We start from the raw sequence: 20,256 nt of genomic DNA, 5'->3' as shown, positions 1-20,256 counted from the left end.
CCAGCAAAAACCTTGAATCGATTGAAAGATATCAATTGAGATGTGGAAGTGTTTCATCCGGCAGGAGACAAGATGAAGGGAGATCATGGGGCGGGATGCGATGATGGGGAAACGGCATCCACCCTATCTCTTTGTTTTGTTGCGTGATCCTCCGGAAAGTCCACGTTTTTTGCTTCGTCGACCTTCGGTTCGGGATCAGGCTTTGAGAACCTCGACTCCCGGCAACGGCTTGCCTTCCATCCATTCCAGGAAGGCACCGCCGGCCGTCGAGACATAGGTGAACTCATCGCCGACGCCGGCGTGGTTGAGGGCTGCTACCGTGTCGCCGCCGCCGGCGACCGAAATCAGCTTGCCAGCCTTGGTGCGAGCGGCCGCGTGCCTGGCGGCGGAGACGGTCGCCTTGTCGAAGGGCTCGATCTCGAAGGCGCCGAGCGGGCCGTTCCACACCAGCGTGGCGGCGCGGTCGATCCACTGGTTGACCGCTTCGACCGTCTTTTCGCCGACGTCCAGGATCATGGCGTCCGCGGGAACGCTGTCGATGGCGACCGTCTCATTGGCGGCGCCCGCCTTGAATTCGCGCGCGACAACACCGTCAACCGGCAGGATGATGGCGCAGCCGGCGGTCGCTGCCTCGATCATGATCTGCTTGGCCGTGTTGGCGAGATCGTGCTCGCACAGCGATTTGCCGACGTTGGTGCCGCGGGCTGCGAGGAAAGTGTTGGCCATGCCGCCACCGATGACCAGGGCGTCGACCTTCTTGACCAGGTTCATAAGCAGATCGATCTTGGTCGAGACCTTGGCGCCGCCCACAATGGCGATGACCGGCTTGACCGGCGCGCCGAGGCCCTTTTCCAGGGCTTCCAATTCCGCCTGCATGGTGCGGCCCGCATAAGCCGGCAACGCACGGGCAAGTCCTTCGGTCGAGCAATGAGCGCGATGCGCAGCCGAGAAGGCGTCGTTGACGTAGATGTCACCGAGCGCGGCGAATTGTTCGGTCAGAGCGGGGTCGTTCTTTTCCTCACCCTTGTAGAAGCGGGTGTTTTCCAGCAGCAGCACCTCGCCATTCTTCAGCGCGGCGACTGCCTGCTCGGCCTTCTCGCCGACGCAATCGGCAGCGAAAGCGACAGGACGGCCCAGCACCTCTGCGGTGGCTGCCGCGATCGGGCGCAGCGAAAGGTCCGGCGACGGGCCATCCTTCGGGCGGCCGAAATGGGCGAGCAAAACGACCTTCGCGCCCTTGTCCGACAATTCCTTGATGGTTGGCACGACACGTTCGATGCGGGTGAGGTCGGTGACCTTGCCGTCGGCAATCGGCACATTGAGGTCGACGCGTACCAGCACGCGCTTGCCGCTCACGTCGCTGAGATCGTCCAATGTCTTGAAGTCAGCCATGTGCGTCCCTTTAGAGCAATTCCAGGAAAAGTGTGTAGCGGTTTTCCGTCCGGAATTGTGTAAAAAACAAAGAGTGAGAGCGTTTCCGCATTTCCGTGAAAACGGAAACGCTCTGGCGAAAAGATGCCGGACCTTACTGGTCAAAAACGGGGATGCAAGGCCGCATAACAGCGCAGCGGAAAATATCTCTCCACAAGCTGATGTCAGGCCGGTTGCTGGGCATCGTCATTCTTGTGAACGGTCTCGTCTGAACTGGTTTGCGGTGTTCCGCTTTCGGCGACGGTCTCTGCTTTTTCCGGTTTGCGCAGGTTGCGGATGAAGCCGGCTATGCGGTCGAAAAGCTCGCCGCCACTGAGGAAGACCGGAACCCGCGCCACCGGGGCCGTTGGTTCGAAGGAGAGGCCAAGGCTGGTGATCCGACCCTTCTCGTCGACGTCGCGGACGATCAACTCGATCGGTCCCAGCGAAACGCGATCGGCATATTCCGCGTGGCCGTCCAGGCGCTCCGTCACCAATGCGCCGATGGTGAGTTTGCGTTCTTCTTCGGTCAGGCCGGGGCCGTAGGCCAGCTCCAGTTCCTCGGCCGGCCGGGCGGGATCGACGGCGAAAGCACCGAAGAAATCCGCATCCTCGGGATCGACCACCGCGCGGCTGGCGAACAGCTTGTCGATCAGGCGCGGATAGCGGTCCGGCACGAAGATGTAGACGTTGTCGCCGGCCTGCAGGCGGCCCATGTCCTGGAAGCGCATGGAACGACCATCGCGCACCACCAGTGAGGGCCGCGCCCAGCGGGGGATACGTTCGCCGCGTGCCACCGGGCTTCCGGCAACGACGCGATAGGCAAGCAGTTCGTGATGAGCGGAGCCGGGCAGTTCGAGCTCGACCTTGTCGAGCGGGCCGATGCGGGCGGGAACGATCAAGCCCAGTCGCCGGGCAAGCGGCCCGACGGTCCAGCCCTGTACCACGAGCGACACCAGCACGATGATGAAAGCGGCGTTGAAGATCATGCGGCCATGCTCCAGTCCGCCAAGCAACGGAGTGATGGCGAGCAGGATGGAGACGGCACCGCGCAATCCGACCCACGAGACGAAGGCGACCTCGGGGCGCGGCAAGCGGAAAGGCAAGAGGCAGAGCCATACCGCCAGTGGGCGAGCGATGAAAATCAGGAACAGGCCAAGCAGGATGGCTGGCAGCAAAATCACCGGGAACTGGGACGGCGTTGCGAACAGGCCAAGCACAAGGAACATGATGATCTGCGCGAGCCATGACATGCCGTCCTGGAAGCGCTTCAGGATGGTGACGGCGCGGATATCGGAATTGCCGGCGACGAGGCCCGCCAGATAGACCGCGAGAAAGCCGGAGCCGCCGACGGCGCCGGCTGCGGCGAAGACCATCAGTGACAAAGTGAGCACGAAGATCGGCAGCAGGCCGTGGTCGAGATTGAGCCGATCGACGAGGCGCACGATGGCCATGCCGCCGACAATGCCGACCGCGGCTCCCAGGCCCATGTTCAACACAAAGCCGAGGGCAAGGTCGGCGAGCAACACGGGTGCTTCCGGATTGGCGCCTGCCGCGATGACCTCGACCAGCGTTATGGTGAGGAAGATGGCGATCGGGTCGTTGGTGCCTGATTCCACTTCAAGCGTGGAACGCACGCGTTCGCGCAGATTGATCTCGCCCGCGCGCAGCAGAAAGAAGACTGCGGCCGCATCGGTCGACGCGACAGAAGCGCCGAGCAGGAAGGATTCCAGCCAGTTCAGGTCAAGCAAATAGAAGGCGGCAGCCCCGAAAACGGCGGTGGTGAGCACGACGCCGATCGTGGCCAGGGAGAGTGCGGGGCCCGCAGCCTGGCGTAGCACCTTGAGCGGCGTGCCGAAGCCGGAATCGAACAGGATGACGGCGAGCGCCAGCGAACCGATGAAATAAGCGACATTGGCATTGTCGAAGGTGATGCCCAAACCGTCGACGCCGGTCGCAAGGCCGATGCCAAGGAAGAGCAGAAGCAAGGGGGCACCAAAACGAAAGGCGATCAGGCTCGAAAACGCGGCGGCCACCACCAACCCGGTGCCGATCAGCGTCGCGAGGTAGATCGCGTGCTCCATGCTTCCCTGTCCCCTCGCTCGCTCCTGGAGCGTTTCCGTCTTTCACGGAAACGCGGAAACGCTCTAACTCTTTGTTTTCACGCAATTCCGGACGGAAAACCGTTACACACTTTTCCTGGAATTGCTCTAATTTCCGCTTTACGGGAGAGTGGGGCGAAGACATGGCCACTGCAAGGCGTGAAGGTGATTTTTTGACCTAGCACGCTGACTTTCATGCTTTTTTAGTGTCGGCATCTCTTGCTCGAAAATCGAAATCGATTTCGAAAGCACCAGGTGCCATTTCAAGATGGTGGAGCATCTTTCACATCAGAAGCTCCAATGAAAAACGCCCGGCAGGGCCGGGCGTTTCGCAAGGAGTGAAAGCGAAGCTTCCTATCAGGCGATCGTCTTGCCCATGGCGACAGCGGTGTCGGCCATGCGGTTGGAGAAGCCCCATTCGTTGTCATACCAGGACATGACACGCACGAGGTTGCCGTCGATGACCTTGGTCTGGTCGAGCGCGAAGGTCGAGGAATGCGGGTCGTGGTTGAGATCGACCGAGACCAGCGGCTCCTTGGTGTAGGCGAGGATGCCCTTGAGCGAGCCGTCGGCGGCGGCAACCAACGCAGCATTGACCTCTTCGACGGTGACCGGCTTCTTGGCCACGAACTTGAAGTCGATGACCGAAACATTCGGGGTCGGCACGCGGATCGAAACACCGTCGAGCTTGCCCTTGAGCTCCGGCAGCACCAGGCCGACAGCCTTGGCGGCGCCGGTCGAGGTCGGGATCATCGACATCGCCGCGGCGCGGGCGCGGTAGAGATCCTTGTGCATGGTGTCCAGCGTCGGCTGGTCGCCGGTATAGGCGTGGATCGTCGTCATGAAGCCCTTTTCGATGCCGAAGGCATCGTTGAGGACCTTGGCCACCGGCGCCAGGCAATTGGTGGTGCAGGAGGCGTTGGAGATGACGATGTGATCCTTGGTGATCTTGTCATGGTTGACGCCGTAGACGACGGTGAGGTCGGCGCCGTCGGCGGGAGCCGAGACGATCACGCGCTTCGCGCCGGCGGTCAGATGCGCCGAGGCCTTGTCCTTCGACGTGAAGATGCCGGTGCATTCGAGCGCGATGTCGACATTCAGTTCCTTCCAGGGGAGCTGGGCCGGGTCCTTGACCGCGGTGACCCTGATCTTCTCATTGCCGATGATGATCTGGTCGCCGTCGACTTTCACTTCATGCGGGAAACGGCCATGAACGCTGTCGTAGCGCAGCAGGTGGGCGTTGGTCTCGACCGGGCCGAGGTCGTTGACGGCAACAACGACGATGTCCTTGCGGCCGGACTCGTAGATGGCGCGCAAAATGTTGCGGCCGATGCGGCCAAATCCATTGATGGCAACTCTGACGGTCATGTTTTTCTCCCGGGGAGCGTGGAAAGGCGGATGAAAAGGTCCGCCGCCTCAATAAAGGGGGGCGGCCAAATAATCCAGCCGCCCGGCCTGTAGGCTAATCGTTTCAGTCACCTGGTGCGACGAAACGGCCCGGCGGATCCTTCGCCGGGGAAGACGTTACTTGGCGTGCAGACGGGCTTCCGCCGCCTTGGCCGCATCCTCGGCGGTAATGCCAAAGTGCTTGTAGAGCTGTTCGATCGTTCCGGATGCGCCGAATCCGGTCATGCCGACGAAGATGCCGTCGGTGCCGATGATCGGGTCCCAGCCCTGGCGAATGCCGGCCTCGATGGCGACCTTCACCTTGGCCTTGCCGATGATCCTCTCGCGGTAGGCCTGATCCTGCTTGAAGAACAGTTCGAAGCACGGCACCGAGACGACGCGGGTCGGGTGGCCGTGACCCTGCAGCAAGGTGCGGGCGCCAAGCGCGATCTCGATTTCGGAACCGGTGGCGAAGATGGTAACGGCGGCTTCACCGCCTTCGGCAGCGGCCAGCTCATAGGCGCCCTTGCGGCAGAGGTTTTCCGCCACATACTCGGTGCGCACCGCGGGCAGGTTCTGGCGGGTCAGCGCCAGCGTCGACGGGGTCTTTTCCGATTCCAGCGCCAGCTGCCAACACTCCGCGGCTTCCGTCGCATCGGCCGGTCGGAAGACGAGGTGGTTCGGAATGGCGCGCAAGGCCGCCAGGTGCTCGACCGGCTGGTGGGTCGGACCGTCTTCGCCGAGGCCGATCGAGTCATGCGTCATCACGAAGATCGAGCGGATGCCCATCAGCGAAGCAAGACGCATGGCCGGACGCGCATAGTCGGTGAAGCACATGAAGGTGCCGCCGTAAGGAATGATGCCACCGTGCAGTGTCAGGCCATTCATGGCCGCGGCCATGCCGTGCTCGCGGACGCCATAGTGTACGTAGCGCTGGCCGTAGTCGTTCGGCGTGATCGCCTTGGTCTGGCTGGTCTTGGTGTTGTTGGAGCCGGTCAGGTCGGCCGAACCGCCGATGGTTTCAGGCACCGCGCCGTTGATGACTTCCAACGCCATTTCCGACGACTTGCGGGTGGCAACCTTCGGCTTGTCGGCGGCCAGCTTCTTTTTGTAGTCGGCGATGACGGCGTCGAAATCCTGGGGCAGCTTGCCCGAGTTACGGCGCTCGAACTCGCCGCGCTGCTTGGCGTCAGCCTTGGCGAGGCGGCTTTCCCACTCGGTGCGCTTCTTGGCGCCGGCTTCACCAACGGCGCGCCAGGCGCTCAGGATATCCGACGGAATTTCGAAGGCCGGCGCCTCCCAGTTGAAGAACTTGCGCGCGCCGGCGATTTCCTCGGCGCCGAGCGGCGAACCATGCACCTTGTTGGTGCCGGCCTTTGTCGGTGCGCCGAAGCCGATGGTCGTCTTGGCAGCGATCAGCGTCGGCTTGTCGGAATGACGTGCGGCTTCGATGGCATAGGCGATCGCCTCCGGGTCGTGGCCGTCGACATGCATGGCGTTCCAGCCAGATGCCTGGAAACGCGCGACCTGGTCGGTGGAGTCGGCCAGTGTGACCGGACCGTCGATGGAGATGTTGTTGTTGTCCCAGAACACGATCAGCTTGTTCAGCTTCAGGTGGCCGGCGAGCGAGATCGCTTCCTGGGAGATGCCTTCCATCAGGCAGCCGTCGCCGGCCAGCACATAGGTGTAGTGGTCGACAAGGTCGTTGCCGAAGGCGGCATTCAGGATGCGTTCGCCGAGCGCGAAGCCGACAGAGTTGGAAATGCCCTGGCCGAGCGGGCCGGTGGTGGTTTCGATACCGGAGGCGTGGCCATATTCCGGGTGGCCTGCCGTGCGGGAGCCGAGCTGGCGGAAGTTCTTGATCTCCTCGATGGTCATGTCCTCGTAGCCCGTGAGATAGAGCAGCGAGTAGAGCAGCATCGAGCCGTGGCCGGCGGAGAGGATGAAACGGTCGCGGTCCGGCCAGTGCGGGTTCTTGGCGTCGAATTTCAGGAATCGCGTGAACAGGACGGTTGCGATGTCGGCGGCGCCCATCGGCAGGCCGGGATGCCCGGAATTGGCCTTCTCGACGGCATCCATGGACAGAAAGCGGATCGCATTGGCCATCCGGTCATGTTGTTCGCGCGAGACCATGGTTCCTCCAGCCGTTCGGTTCGGAAAAGATGCCGGGACACATAGCAGGCCAGCCGTTTGAGTCAATAAAACCTAAATCGATTTAATAGGCTTCTCGTCAAGGAAAATGTCGCCGTGGCCTCATCAATTCGGCGTTAATGGGGGACAGGGGAGGCGACTTTATTGACGGGGCCTTCACACGCCGCCTAATGTTTCACGAATAACGCGTTCTGAACGCGAGCGATTCGGTGATGGGCACGGGCTGAGGACGAAGGCCATGACCGGGGAAACGACCCTTAAAGAAGTGATAGCGAGGCTGGGCAAGGCCATTGAAGGGCTGGAAGATGCCGTCGCCGCAAAGCTCGAAGGCGAGCGCGACTATTCCGAAGCCGAAGCCGAGGTCCAGCGTATGAACGCCGACCGTTCGCGTCTGGCGCAGGAGCTCGACAATTCCGAAGCGCGGGCCGAACGGCTCGAGGACGCTAACAAGGAAGTGTCGCGCCGGCTGGTGACCGCGATGGAAACCATCCGCGCGGTGCTGGATAGGTAGCGCAGGAGGTCCGGCATGGCGCAAGTCACCGTCACTATCGACAACAAGCAATACCGCATGGCCTGCGACGAGGGGCAGGAAGAGCACCTGATCGACCTTGCCGAGCGCTTCGACCGCTACGTCGCGCATCTGAAGGATTCGTTTGGCGAAATCGGCGATCAGCGTCTCACCGTCATGGCCGGCATCATGGTCATGGATGAGTTGTCCGAGGTGCAGAAACGCATCAAGGGCATGGAGAGCGAAGTTCTGACCCTGCGCAAGACCCGCGACGAGGCACTTACCAAGGCAGACAAGAACGATCAGGCCCTGACGGGTGCGCTCAGCTCGCTGGCCCAGCGTATGGAAGATCTCGCGGCATCACTCACGGTGCGGAAGCCCACGGAAAGCCCGTCCTAGAGCGTTTCCAATTTTCTCGGAAACGCGGAAACGCTCTAATTTTTTTGTTTTACGCAATTCCAGACGGAAAACTGCTTCGCACTTTTCCTGGAATAGCGGGCGATCGGCAGGGTTGGTGCCGGCACCGGGAAACGATTTTCCAATTTATCTGGCGGGGTGCGGCAAAAATCACCTCCCTAAGGTCATCTTTTTGGAGGAAGATGCGATGATTGCCGGTGTGTTGCCGGCAGCCGCCATTCAACGCGTTTCAAGGGGTAGGTACGCCATGAGCCTTCGTATCAACGATGTCGCGCCGGATTTCACTGCGGAAACAACGCAAGGCAGCATCAATTTCCACGAGTGGATCGGCGATGGCTGGGCTGTGCTGTTCAGCCACCCAAAGAATTTCACGCCGGTCTGCACCACGGAGCTCGGCACCATGGCGGGCCTTGAGGGTGAATTCCGCAAGCGCAACGTCAAGATCATCGGCATCTCCGTCGACCCGGTCGAAAGCCACGGCAAATGGTCGGACGATATCAAGATCGCCACCGGTTATGACGTGAACTATCCGCTGATCGGCGACCGCGACCTCAAGGTCGCCAAGCTTTACGAGATGCTGCCCGCCGGCTCCGGCGAAAGCTCGGAAGGGCGTACCCCTGCCGACAATGCAACGGTTCGCTCGGTCTACGTCATCGGGCCGGACAAGAAGATCAAGCTGGTGCTCACCTATCCGATGACCACGGGACGTAACTTCGACGAGATCCTGCGCGTCATCGATTCCATCCAGCTCACAGCCAAGCATCAGGTGGCAACGCCAGCCAACTGGAAGCAGGGCGACGATGTCATCATCACCGCCGCCGTTTCCAACGAGGATGCGGTGAAGCGTTTCGGCGCCTACGAGACGATCCTGCCCTATCTCAGGAAGACCAAGCAGCCAGGGGCTTGAACCTGCCTGGAGCAATTCCAGCAAAGGGTGCAGCGGTTTTGCGTCCGGAATTGCGCGGATAGAGCGTTTCCGAGAAAGCGGAAACGCTCTAGGGGTGATTGCACGCGCATTTTGCGTCTGAACAGTTTGTGAGAAGTCTGTGCTTGACTGCCTAGACTTCGCAGATGACGATACTCCGCATCGATCTTGGATTAGAAAACTATTCCAGGCGGACGATGCGGGAGGCGCAGTTGGATGCATCCTTGGCCAGGCCACAGGTGACCGGCTTCTACGACAAGCCGACCGGGTCCATTCAATATGTGGTGGCCGATAGCGCGACGCGACGCTGCGCTATCGTCGATCCTGTCCTTGACTTCGATGAAAAGTCGGGAGCGACCTCCACAGGCAATGCGGATGCGCTGCTCGCTTTCATCGGAAAGAGCGGGCTCGAACTGGAATGGATTCTCGACACACATCCCCATGCGGATCATTTTTCCGCCGCCCATTATCTGAAAGAAAAGACCGGAGCGCCGACCGCGATCGGCGAAAGGATCGTCGACGTCCAGGCGCTGTGGAAGGCAATCTACAACTGGCCGGAGTTTCGCGCCGACGGTTCGCAATGGGATCGGCTGTTCGCTGACGGGGAAATCTTCCACGTCGGTTCGCTGCCGGTGCGTGTGCTGTTCTCGCCTGGCCATACGCTGGCGTCGATCACCTATGTTGCCGGCGATGCCGCCTTCATCCACGACACAATGTTCATGCCGGACAGCGGCACGGCCCGTGCCGATTTTCCCGGCGGAAGCGCCGCACGGCTTTGGAGCTCGATCCAGCGCATCCTGGCGCTGCCGGATGCAACGCGCCTGTTCGTCGGTCATGATTATCAGCCGGGTGGGCGCGACGCGTTGTGGGAAACGACGGTGGCCGAGCAGAAGCGCGGCAACTCGCATGTCCGTGTTCCGACGACCGAGGCGGAGTTCGTGGCCTTGCGTGAGGCACGCGACAAGACCCTGCCGATGCCGCGGCTGATCCTGCATGCGCTGCAGGTCAACATGAATGGCGGTCGGTTGCCCGAACCGGAAGCGAACGGCAAAAGATATCTGAAGTTCCCGCTGGACGGGCTGTAATCGCCCAGTCGCCTGGCGAACGCGGACAAACAAAAAACGGCGCCGGTTTCCCGGCGCCGTTTCTCATGGATCCGTCGGCAGCGTTAGGCGGCAGGCTGCGCGTCGATTGTGCGCAGCGCCTGGGCCTGGCGCTTGGCGGCGGCCTTGACCGCATCCTGCACCTTTTCGAAAGCGCGCACTTCGATCTGGCGCACACGCTCGCGGGAGATGTCGAATTCAGTCGACAGCTCTTCCAGCGTCAGCGGCTCCTCGGCGAGGCGGCGTGCCTCGAAGATGCGGCGTTCGCGATCGTTCAGGACCGACATGGCGCCTGCCAGCATCTGGCGGCGGTTGTCAAGTTCGTCCTGTTCGATCAGCATTTCTTCCTGGCTGTCGTGATCGTCAACCAGCCAGTCCTGCCATTCGCCGCTCTCGCCCTCGGTCGCGCGGATCGGCGCATTGAGCGAGGCGTCGCCGGACAGGCGACGGTTCATGGAGACCACTTCTTCCTCGGAAACGTTGAGGCGGGTGGCGATCTCGGCGATCTGGTCCGGCTTCAGGTCGCCATCGTCCAGCGCCTGGATCTTGCCCTTCACCTTGCGCAGGTTGAAGAACAGGCGCTTCTGGTTGGCGGTCGTTCCCATCTTGACCAGGCTCCACGAGCGCAGGATGTATTCCTGGATCGAGGCCTTGATCCACCACATGGCATAGGTGGCCAGCCGGAAACCGCGCTCCGGCTCGAACTTCTTGACGGCCTGCATCAGGCCGACATTGCCTTCCGAGATGACTTCGCCGATCGGCAGGCCGTAGCCGCGATAACCCATGGCAATCTTTGCCACGAGCCTCAGATGGCTGGTGACGAGCTTGTGGGCGGCGCCTGTGTCTTCATGCTCCTGATACCGCTTGGCGAGCATGTACTCTTCCTGCGGCTGGAGCATCGGAAAGCGGCGGATTTCTTCCAGGTAGCGGCTGAGGCCGCCTTCACCGGAAACGATACTGGGTAGTGATTGGGCCATGAATAGCGCCCTCCTCTCTTTTAGGAATGCCCCCGAAACGCGGCGGGCATGTGACGCGCCTGCCTGACGGCACGATCGCGCTGGTATGGACTATACCGGAACAAAACCGGAAAATCCACGTATTTGTTCAAGGTGGAACAGTGTGTCACTCTGAAGTGAACAATACGAGTCAGGTTTTTTGGTGGCAGGTTCAGAGATTTCGAAAGCCGCCGACCAGATCCTCCATGTCCCCTGGCATCGGCGCCTCGAACCTCATCGTCAGATGGGTATCGGGATGGCTGAATTCAAGTAGACGTGCATGTAAGGCCTGGCGGGGAAAAGCGGCGACCTTGCTCTTCAACGGCTCCGGCAGGCGGTTGACCTTGGTGCGGAAAGCCTGGCCGTAATCGGGGTCACCAACCAGCGGATGGCCGATATGGGCCATATGCACGCGGATCTGATGTGTGCGCCCCGTTTCCAGCCGGCATTCGACGAGGCTTGCGGCGGCGAATTTGTCCTGCCCTTCGCCGAAGCGTTCTTCCACCGAGTAATGGGTGACGGCATGGCGTGCGTCTTCGCGATGCTCGGGCACGACGGCGCGGCGCACCCGGTCGGCGGCGCGGCCGAGTGGCGCGTCGACAATGCCGGTCGGGCGCGGCGGGATGCCCCAGACCAGCGCGACATAGGCGCGCTGCAGGTCGCCGGTGCGGCCGTGGTCGGCAAAGGCCTCGGACAAGGCGCGGTGAGCATGGTCGGTCTTGGCCACCACAATGACGCCACTGGTGTCCTTGTCGAGCCGGTGGACGATGCCCGGACGCCTGACGCCGCCGATGCCGGAAAGGCTCGCGCCGCAATGGTGGATGAGGGCATTGACCAGCGTGCCGGTCCAATTGCCGGCGCCGGGATGGACGACCAGCCCTGCCGGCTTGTTGATGACGATCAGCGCGTCGTCCTCGTAAAGGACGTCGAGCGGAATGTCCTCGCCCTGCGGTTCCGCGGGCTCGGGTTCCGGCATCTCCACGGAGATGCTGTCGCCGGCGGCGAGCTTGCGTTTGACCTCGTCTACCTGCAGGCCGGCAATGCGCACCGCACCCTGCTTGATCAGCGCCTGGATGCGACTGCGCGAAAGCTGCGGCGCCAGCTGCGCGGCGAGCCATTGGTCGAGACGCTGGCCGGCGGCGTCTTCGCCGGCTTTCAGCTCGATCGGCGCCGCACCTATCAATTCGCCCGGCTCTATCAATTCATCGGTGTCTTCGTTATCAGGTGCGGCCATCGAAACAGTTCCGGAATAGATCGCCCATGGCCCGGCCCCTTGCCGATGACGAGGAAGACAAGCCGCTCGATCCGAATGTGGACAAGCTGCGCAGGAAGCTGATCCGCTTCATGGTCGTCAATCTTGGCCTTTTGTTCCTCGCCCTTATGGTCGTGGTGGCGGCGCTTGTCTACAAATCCTACACCGCCAAGCCGACGACGCCGATTGCCGGCGACATCCAGACCCCGGCGGGTGAGCCTCAGACAGGCGACATCGTGCTGCCGGTCGGCGCCAAGGTTCTGTCGCAGTCCCTGTCGGGCGATCGACTGTCCATCGAAGCGGAACTGACCGACGGCAGCCGCGCGATCTTCGTCTACGACATCGCCGAACGGCGCATGATCGGCCGCTACACGCTGCGCCTTCAGTAGATGCCATGAGCGATCTTGCCGCCGGACGCCGCGTCGCCACCGTCACGCTGGTGGTTGCCGACTATGACGCAGCGATCCGCTGGTACGTCGACCGCGCCGGCTTCGCGCTGACGTCTGATGTCGATCTGGGCGGCGGCAAGCGCTGGGTGACGGTCGAGCCGGCCGGTGGCGGAGCGCGCTTGCTTCTCGCCAAGGCCGAGGGCGCGAAGCAGATTGCCAGCATCGGCAGCCAGACCGGCGGCCGCGTCGCCTTCTTCCTCGAAACCGACGATTTCGCGCGCGACCACGCCACCATGCTGGCGCGTGGCGTGGAGTTCCGCGAAGCACCGCGCCACGAGCCTTATGGCACGGTTGCCGTGTTTGCGGACTTGTACGGCAATCTATGGGATCTGATTCAGCTGAAACACTGAGGCGACCGGCGGAAGCCGTTTCCCAGAGCCGTGCCCTTTCGAACGGCCCAGATGGAGCAGGGGCAAGACGACGCCTTCCCAGGCCAAAACTTGCCGGTTTCAGCCTGTTGCTTTTTCAAACGCGCCAGCCTATATCGCCGTTCTCGGCTGCGCCCATCGTCTAGCGGTCAGGACGGCGCCCTCTCACGGCGCAAACAGGGGTTCGATTCCCCTTGGGCGTACCAGCACCATTCAGCACAAAACTGCGAGCTATCGGCAACGATGGCCGCATTGGGACCGGAAGCGGACAAGCGGCTTCTGGCGTTTTCCCTGACAAATAGACGTCATTCCGTTGACGCATGGCAAAGTGCGCGATCGCGCAGGGTCGCCATCGACTGCTTCGTTTTCTCAACTAGGTGACATCTGCGGAAGGCGCGTGCCGGTTCGTCGATCGAACAAATGCAAACCTGCCGGATCAAAGGTGATCCCCACGCTGGCGCCGGGTTGCAGCGCAACACGGCCCTGCACCAGCGCCACAAGCTGCGTCTTGCCGGCTTGAAGCACCAGTTGGGTTTCGGCGCCGGTGGGCTCGACCACCAGCACCTCGAACGGTGACCCCTTGTCTGCGAGGCCAACAAGATTGGGCCGGATACCGGCGATCACCGGCGCTTCCGGCAGTCCGCCCGGCGCTGCGATGCTGACGCCGTCATCATTCAGGAAGCGTCCACCCTCGATACGACCTTCGATGAAGTTCATGGTCGGACTGCCAAGAAATCCGGCGACGAACAGGTTTGCCGGAGTGTCGTAGAGATCGAGCGGCGTGCCCACCTGCTCGATAATGCCATCACGCATGACGACGATGCGGTCGGCCATGGTCATGGCCTCCACCTGATCATGCGTCACATAGATCGTTGTCGTTTTCAGCCGCTGATGCAGAGCCTTGATCTCGGCCCGCATCTGTACCCGCAGCTTGGCATCCAGATTGGACAGCGGCTCGTCAAACAGGAAAACCTCCGGATCGCGCACGATGGCGCGGCCCATGGCAACGCGCTGGCGCTGGCCGCCGGAGAGCTGTCCGGGAAATCGGTCAAGCAGGGTTTCAAGCCCGAGCGTACGAGCGGCGTTCCCCACCTTGGCCTGCATCTCCTGCCTGGAAACACCCGCGAGCTTCAGTGAGAACGCCATGTTCTGCGCCACCGTCATATGCGGATAGAGCGCATAGTTTTGGAAAACCATCGCGATGTTGCGATCCTTCGGCGCGACATCGTTGACCACTTCGCCGTCGATGCTGACCGTACCGCCGGAGACATGCTCCAGGCCGGCGATCATGCGCAGCAGAGTGGACTTGCCGCAGCCCGAAGGCCCGACCAGGATGACGAACTCGCCGTCCTCGATGGCGGTCGAAACGCCGTGCACGACCTGCACAGTGCCATAACGCTTCACCACATTGTCAATGTCGACGCGTGCCATCGTCAACGCCTCTTGCCGGCTTCCACCGCCGGCCAGTTGTGATAGGGGCGGCGAAAGGTCGGCACCCGGTCCGCGACGCTCGGCAAAGCGTCGAACGGCTTGTGAGGCTCATTCTGATACCAAAATGCGACCGAGGAGATGTCGTCGGCGCGGCGATTGGCGTGGCCGTGCTCGATGGTGACGCGAATGTTCTTCTGGAAGATCACCGGATCTTCGATATGCCAGCGATACAGCGTCACCGGTTCGGTCCAGTTCGGCCCGCCGGCGGCGATGATGCCGTGATAGGGCGCGTCATAATCCTGCGTCGGGCACCAGGCGGTGTTGAAATAATCCTCGGTGCCGGTGCCGTGCAAAGTGGGCGGCCAGGCATCGTTGGCGCCGGGCGCGGATTCGGGTCGATCCTTGATCGGCGCGGCTTTCGGCCCGATGCGGGGGTCCGGCTTGCGAATGGTGTCCGGCACGCAAAGGCCCGGTTCGCCGTCGACGAAAATCATGTCGTCGCCTTCGCCATACCAGTCCCATACCTCGGCGCGGCGACGTGAGTAGACGCTGTAGAGCACGCCGACATAGTGACCGTGGCCGGCAGCATCGAGAATGACGTAATTGTCCTTGCCGTCGACGGTCTCGCCGCCGAACAGCACCTGCTCATTGGTCAAGCCGGTCTCGTCGAAAGGTTCAGGCCGTTCCTGCCTGTATTGCGCATGGAAACGGCCGAGGTCCTCTTCGAGTTCGTCATGCAGTTCGAGGTCGATGTAGTAGTAGAACAAAAGGTCGTGTTCGGCCTCGTTGGTGATGGTGAACTTCATGCCGGAGCCGAAGGGCATCGGGAAATAGCAGTTGAAAGCCTTGCCGTCCTCCGGGCTCGCCTGCATCGGCAGGCTCGCATAGTTTTTCGTGCGCGCGTGACCCATGCCGAAAAAGTCGCCGATCGGCGTCTCGATGCTGGGTTCCGCCTCGCCGTCCCACCAGGCACGCAGCACCGCCTTGCGCAGATAGCTCTCGCTCTGGCACTGGATGGTGACCCAGATGTGGGTGACGATGCCGGCGCCCGCGTGTTCCGCGATGGTGACGGTCTGTCCGGGCTCCACATGCAGCCGGTCGTCATTTCCGCCGGTGCGGTCAAAGCTGGAGAACCGCCTCGTCTTGGCCTTGCGCAGCTTGGCGAGGCCGCGCAACGGGGAAAGCCCGGCATTGGTCATTCTGATGTCCTTGGCATTGTTCGCGGTCATTTCAGGCCGCTCGTCTTGATCGAGTCCATGATCTGCCGCTGGAAGATCAGGAACAGCACGAGGGTGGGGATGGCGACGATGGTCGACGCAGCCATCATGTAGTTCCAGGCGGCGGAATATTCGCTTTTGAAGTTGGCGATGCCGACCTGCACCACCCAGAGATCCTGGTCGGAAGCCACCGTCAGCGGCCATAGGAAGGCATTCCAGTTGGCCAGGAAGAACAGGATCGCCAGCGCCGCGAGGATCGGCTTCGACAGCGGCAGGATCACGCTCCAGTAGATGCGCCAGTAGCCGGCGCCGTCGATCACCGCCGCCTCCTCGATCTCACGCGGGAGCGAGAGATAATATTGGCGCAGCAGGAAGATGCCGAAGGCGTTGAAGATCGACGGCACGATGATGCCGGCATAGGTGTTGAGCATGCCCATGGCGCGCACGATGATGAACAGCGGCACGATGATGACCGGCAGCGACACCAGCAGCGTCGAAAAGATGGCGAGGAAGATCAGCTCACGGCCCGGAAACCGCAGCCGCGCCAGCGCATAGCCCGCCATGGAATGGAAGAACAGCGCCACCACCGTGACGGTGGCGGAGACAAAAAGACTGTTCGCCATGTAGCGGACGAACGGGACTTCGGTGATCACATAGGTGAAATTCCCGAATGTCGGCGATGCGGGCAAAAGGGTCGGTGAAAACGCGTCCTGCGCCGTCTTGAACGAGATCGAGGTCATCCACAAAAGCGGGAAGATGATCATCAGCGCCAGGATCGCAGCGACCGTCATCCAGACCAGCCGCACCATGGTGACCTGTGAGGCGCTGAAATAGAGCGAAGGCTTCTTAGTCATAGCTGAAGCGACCTCCGCGGGTGAGCAGGAACATCAGACCAGTCAGCACCATCAACGTGATGACCAGGATCGACGACATCGCCGCCGCATAGCCGAACGCGCCAAAACCGAAGGCCTGCTGGTAGATGTAGACGATCAGCACGGAGGTCGAATTTGCCGGGCCGCCGGAGGTCATGACCCAGATGATGTCGAAGGCCTGGCTGCCGGCGACCGCCGCCACCATCGAGATCATGATGACGAAGAAGCTGGTCGGCTTCAGCAGAGGCAAGGTGATGTACCAGAAGCGCTCTACGGGCCCGGCGCCATCCATCGTCGCGGCCTCGTAATACATCGCCGGTATGTCCTGCAGGCCGCCGAGAAAGATCAGCATGTAATAGCCCATCAGGAACCAGACGCTGACCGCCACGACCGTGAACAGCGCGAAATCAGGGTCGCCCAGAAGCGAGATGCCGGCAAATCCCAGCGCCGACGCAAGGCGGGTGAGTACGCCGATCTTGTCGACCACCAGAAACTGCCAGACCAGCGCCACGACCACGAGGCTGATCATGTGCGGCGCGAAGAACATCGAGCGGATAACACCGTTGAAACGGTTGGTCTTTTGCACCAGCAGCGCCAGGCTCAGTCCGCAGACATAAAGCAGAGGGACGAGCATGACGGCATAGAGGGCCGTCACCTTGGCCGATTGCCAGAACAGCCGGTCCGACATCATCTTGGTGTAGTTGGCCATGCCGACGAAACGGTAGGAGCCGAAACCATCCACCTCGTAAAGGCCGAGCACCAGTGACAGAAGCATCGGCAGGCCGAGGAAGACGAGCAGCCCCAATGCGTCGGGCAGCACGAACAGATAGCCGGCAATCCATTCCCGGTGCCGGGCGGAAATGCGGCTGCGCTTGAACTTGGGTTTGGCTGTCGTGGTCATGGGTCCAGGCAACGGCTCCGAACCGGCGAACGCCTCCCCGCGGGGCTGGGCTGCGTTCGCCGTCCGGGAGGATGTCAAAGGAGCGGCGCGCCCGAATAGGAGGCCAGATAGGCATCCAGCTGCTGCGAGGCAGCGGAGGCCGTAGCCTGCGGATCGGCGCCGCCCTGCATGGTCTGCTGGATCGCGTCGGAGATGATCTTGTAGACCTCCGGCGGCACGCGCGGCTCGGCGCGCGTACCGGGATGGATATCCCTGGCGAATTTGCCGATCATACCCTCGCCGAATGCCGCTTCGCGCGCTTTCAGCGCGCTGTCGCGTGGCGGCATGTCGGACTTCGCCTCGGTGCACCAGGTGGCGACGCGATCGACTGAGCCCTGCTCGGTCGACGCCAGAGCCCAGGCACAGAACTGGCCGGCGGCCTCGGGATTCCTGCCCTTGGCATTGGCCACAAAAGCCCAGCCGCCACCGACTGTGACGTATTTGCCATTGGCAGGCGTCGGCAGGCGGAACACGCCATAAGGAAAATCCTTGGCATTGTTCTTCAACTGCGCGATCGCCCAGATGCCGACATTCTGGATGGCGCAGTAGCCGGAGGCAAGATTGGCGACACTGTCATTGGCGCCATTGCCCAAGACCTGCCGGGGTGCGGCGCCCGAATTGACGGCGTCCTGCCAGAATTTCAGCGCTTGCACCGTGGCGGGTGAATCAAAGGCGCTCTTGCCATCCGCGCCCTGGAACTCGCCGCCGCCCTGCCAGAGGAAGGGATACCAGGTGAAGTTCTGATAGTAGCCGGGCGCTGTCTGGAACAGCAGGCCATAACGCTCCGGCGTGGTCAGTTTCTTGCCGAGCTCCAGCAATTCATCCCAGGTCTTGGGAACATCATTTTCGTTCAGCCCGGCGTCTTCGAAGGCTTTGACCGAATAATACATGGCCATCGGCTCGACCTCCATCGGCAGGCCGTAGATCTTGCCGTCGACCATGCGGGTGGCCAGTACGCTTTCGGGGAAATCGGCCCGGGCTTTTTCGTCGATATAAGGCGTCAGGTCCTGCAGCACGCCGCCATTGTAGTAACGCAGGAAATCGCCCGGCGAGATGATGAAGATGTCCGGCCCTTGCCCCGAGGCAAAGGCTGTCGCCAGCTTCGGGCCGTTGATATATTCCTTGTTGGGGACGAACTCGAGCTCGACCTTCTGCTCGTGACTGTCGTTCCAGTCCGCCACCATCTTTTCGAACCAGTCGACCTGCGGCTTCACCTGGCCGCCGGGTGCGTAGAACTGGCAGAATTTCAGCGGCGCATCCTGCGCCCGGACCGGCAGCTTGTTGATGAAGGGAAAGCCGCTGACGCCGCTGGCGACACCGGCCGCGGCAAAGGTCGCGCTGTTGCGCAGGAAGCGCCGGCGGGACCAGCTGGACGGCACGAAAAGTTTCGGTTTGTCGCTCATCTTTGTTCCTCCCTTTTTTGGATTGAGACGGCGCAGTTCTCCTCCCGCGCCAGCTCGGCTTATGCGGTATCGAATTCCTTCAAGAAGCAGGGCACGATTTCGCTGCGCGGCGCGCCGGCATAGGCGCCGCTCAGCCGCTCCAGCAGCATGCGCGCGGCCCGCCCGGCGAGTTCGGCCGGCGCATTGCCGACACGGGTGAGGCGTGGCCGGACATATTCCAGTTGGGGCTGATCGCCGAAGACGCACAGCTTCACATCATCAGGCACGCGCAGGCCGCGGTCGTAGAATTCCGCCATGGCTCCGGAGGCCATCAGATAATTGCCAAAGAAGATCACCGACGGCAGCGCGCCACCACAGGTTTCGAGCAGCCATTGCGCCGCTGCCTGGCCGGATGGCGCCAGATAGCTGCCTTCGAAGCGCAGATTGGGATCAGGCTCGGCGCCATGGTCGCGCAGCCCCTGCTCGAACCCGTCGGCGCGCTGCATCGCCTCGGTGAAGAAGGATGGCCCGGTCACATGCGCGACACGACGGTGGCCCTTGCGGGCCAGATAGGCGCCCATCTGATAGCCCCCGTCAAAATCATCGATGCGAATGCTGTCGACGGCGCGGTTCGGCAGATTGCCGATGAACACCGCAGGTGCTTCCACCTGCAGCAACGCATCATGCATGCCGTGCAGCGCAAAATCGCCAACGATCAGTCCGTCGACCCGCTTGCTGTTGATCTGCCGCAGATATTCCCGGCCATGATCCTGCGAGTGGCCGCCTGGAACGTCGGTGTTGAAGATCAGCATGTCGAGGCCGACTGCCTCGAGTTCCGACTGCACCGTTTTCACCAGTTCCGGATAGAACGGGTTGCGGATGTCGGGGATCAGCATCGCGACGAGATTGGTGCGCCCAGTGCGCAGGCTCTGCGCCTGCGGGTTTGGCCGGTAGCCAAGTTCCAGGATCGCCGCCTCAACCCGCTCGCGCATCGATTTCGACACGCGGTCGGCGTGGTTGATGACATGCGAGACCGTAGTCGGTGACACGCCAGCCTTCGCGGCAACCTTCGCAATGGTGCTCATTTCGTAGCGCTATCATTTTGTAAATCGATTTGCAAATCGATTTACAAAATGTGGATTTGCTCGTCGCGTGGCAGGTGCACTTACGCAGTCTGAGTGCGGCGGCCTGCAGGCTGGGTTGCGATCAAATCGCCGTTCATGGGGACGCCCGATTAGTTCATTCATTAGCCTCTGACGGCGTACCTGCCTCTCAACGAGCTCCTGGCTTCCTGTTGCGATGCTTGTGCGTCTCCGCAAGGATTGACCATCGCCGGAGGCTGAGGCAC

18 protein-coding genes and 1 tRNA gene are annotated in these 20,256 nt (G+C 61.8%); 7 read left to right on the top strand and 12 right to left on the bottom strand.

Annotation, left to right across the window (positions count from 1 at the left end; all coding sequences use genetic code 11):
- Positions 1-195: 195 nt before the first annotated feature.
- The 4 genes from AO692_RS30055 to tkt form a co-directional block, all read right to left on the bottom strand.
- On the bottom strand, positions 196-1,392 hold the full coding sequence (locus tag AO692_RS30055; RefSeq protein WP_054313704.1) for a phosphoglycerate kinase: 1,197 nt from the start codon (positions 1,390-1,392) through the stop codon (positions 196-198).
- Positions 1,393-1,595: 203 nt separating this feature from the next.
- Positions 1,596-3,494 carry a potassium/proton antiporter gene (locus AO692_RS30050; RefSeq protein WP_054313703.1) on the bottom strand — a complete coding sequence of 633 codons (1,899 nt, stop codon included), beginning with the start codon at positions 3,492-3,494 and terminating at the stop codon, positions 1,596-1,598.
- A 375-nt stretch (positions 3,495-3,869) separates the two neighbouring features.
- Positions 3,870-4,880 carry a type I glyceraldehyde-3-phosphate dehydrogenase gene (gap, locus tag AO692_RS30045; protein WP_054313702.1) on the bottom strand — a complete coding sequence of 337 codons (1,011 nt, stop codon included), beginning with the start codon at positions 4,878-4,880 and terminating at the stop codon, positions 3,870-3,872.
- A gap of 156 nt (positions 4,881-5,036) precedes the next feature.
- A complete protein-coding gene (tkt, locus tag AO692_RS30040) occupies positions 5,037-7,031 on the bottom strand; it encodes a transketolase (protein WP_054313701.1) in 1,995 nt (664 codons plus the stop codon).
- A 256-nt stretch (positions 7,032-7,287) separates the two neighbouring features.
- Here tkt and AO692_RS30035 point away from each other — a divergent pair, with 256 nt between their 5' ends.
- The 4 genes from AO692_RS30035 to AO692_RS30020 all read left to right on the top strand — a co-directional run bounded on the left by AO692_RS30035 (position 7,288) and on the right by AO692_RS30020 (position 9,984).
- Entirely contained in the window at positions 7,288-7,560 is a 273-nt protein-coding gene (locus AO692_RS30035) for a DUF4164 domain-containing protein (RefSeq protein WP_054313700.1), read from the top strand.
- Positions 7,561-7,575: 15 nt separating this feature from the next.
- Entirely contained in the window at positions 7,576-7,956 is a 381-nt protein-coding gene (locus AO692_RS30030) for a cell division protein ZapA (RefSeq protein ID WP_054313699.1), read from the top strand.
- A gap of 265 nt (positions 7,957-8,221) precedes the next feature.
- Positions 8,222-8,881, top strand: coding sequence for a peroxiredoxin (locus AO692_RS30025; protein ID WP_054313947.1), 660 nt, complete (start codon positions 8,222-8,224; stop codon positions 8,879-8,881).
- Between the two features lie 215 nt (positions 8,882-9,096).
- Positions 9,097-9,984, top strand: coding sequence for an MBL fold metallo-hydrolase (locus AO692_RS30020; protein WP_054313946.1), 888 nt, complete (start codon positions 9,097-9,099; stop codon positions 9,982-9,984).
- Positions 9,985-10,067: 83 nt separating this feature from the next.
- On the opposite strand, the gene rpoH is transcribed toward AO692_RS30020, so the two are convergent.
- A complete protein-coding gene (gene rpoH, locus AO692_RS30015) occupies positions 10,068-10,979 on the bottom strand; it encodes an RNA polymerase sigma factor RpoH (protein WP_054313698.1) in 912 nt (303 codons plus the stop codon).
- A 190-nt stretch (positions 10,980-11,169) separates the two neighbouring features.
- A complete protein-coding gene (locus AO692_RS30010) occupies positions 11,170-12,231 on the bottom strand; it encodes an RluA family pseudouridine synthase (protein ID WP_054313697.1) in 1,062 nt (353 codons plus the stop codon).
- A gap of 26 nt (positions 12,232-12,257) precedes the next feature.
- Between AO692_RS30010 and AO692_RS30005 the strand changes: the two genes are divergently transcribed.
- The 3 genes from AO692_RS30005 (at position 12,258) to AO692_RS29995 (ending at position 13,272) form a co-directional block, all read left to right on the top strand.
- Positions 12,258-12,638, top strand: a complete 381-nt coding sequence (locus AO692_RS30005; protein ID WP_054313696.1) for a hypothetical protein — start codon at positions 12,258-12,260, stop codon at positions 12,636-12,638.
- 5 nt (positions 12,639-12,643) lie between these two features.
- Positions 12,644-13,048 (top strand): VOC family protein, encoded by a 405-nt coding sequence (locus AO692_RS30000; RefSeq protein WP_054313695.1) that lies wholly within the window; start codon positions 12,644-12,646, stop codon positions 13,046-13,048.
- A 149-nt stretch (positions 13,049-13,197) separates the two neighbouring features.
- A tRNA-Glu gene (locus AO692_RS29995) sits at positions 13,198-13,272 on the top strand.
- A gap of 163 nt (positions 13,273-13,435) precedes the next feature.
- Here AO692_RS29995 and ugpC read toward each other — a convergent pair.
- The 6 genes from ugpC to AO692_RS29965 all read right to left on the bottom strand — a co-directional run bounded on the left by ugpC (position 13,436) and on the right by AO692_RS29965 (position 19,993).
- Positions 13,436-14,497 carry a sn-glycerol-3-phosphate ABC transporter ATP-binding protein UgpC gene (gene ugpC, locus AO692_RS29990; protein ID WP_054313694.1) on the bottom strand — a complete coding sequence of 354 codons (1,062 nt, stop codon included), beginning with the start codon at positions 14,495-14,497 and terminating at the stop codon, positions 13,436-13,438.
- Between the two features lie 2 nt (positions 14,498-14,499).
- A complete protein-coding gene (locus AO692_RS29985; protein WP_054313945.1) occupies positions 14,500-15,696 on the bottom strand; it encodes a glycoside hydrolase family 172 protein in 1,197 nt (398 codons plus the stop codon).
- Between the two features lie 26 nt (positions 15,697-15,722).
- Positions 15,723-16,568 carry a carbohydrate ABC transporter permease gene (locus AO692_RS29980; protein ID WP_054313693.1) on the bottom strand — a complete coding sequence of 282 codons (846 nt, stop codon included), beginning with the start codon at positions 16,566-16,568 and terminating at the stop codon, positions 15,723-15,725.
- A complete protein-coding gene (locus tag AO692_RS29975; RefSeq protein WP_054313692.1) occupies positions 16,561-17,487 on the bottom strand; it encodes a sugar ABC transporter permease in 927 nt (308 codons plus the stop codon). The genes AO692_RS29980 and AO692_RS29975 overlap by 8 nt, the downstream gene beginning before the upstream one ends.
- 74 nt (positions 17,488-17,561) lie before the next feature.
- Positions 17,562-18,929: a sugar ABC transporter substrate-binding protein gene (locus AO692_RS29970; protein ID WP_054313691.1), complete on the bottom strand. Its 1,368-nt coding sequence runs from the start codon at positions 18,927-18,929 to the stop codon at positions 17,562-17,564.
- A 59-nt stretch (positions 18,930-18,988) separates the two neighbouring features.
- A complete protein-coding gene (locus tag AO692_RS29965; protein WP_054313690.1) occupies positions 18,989-19,993 on the bottom strand; it encodes a LacI family DNA-binding transcriptional regulator in 1,005 nt (334 codons plus the stop codon).
- Positions 19,994-20,256: the final 263 nt, after the last annotated feature.

The organism is Mesorhizobium sp. 1M-11 (genome assembly GCF_001303895.1).
Lineage (GTDB): Bacteria > Pseudomonadota > Alphaproteobacteria > Rhizobiales > Rhizobiaceae > Mesorhizobium.
The sequence above is the reverse complement of the archived record's forward strand: the minus strand, read 5'-3'. Positions and strand labels throughout refer to the sequence as shown.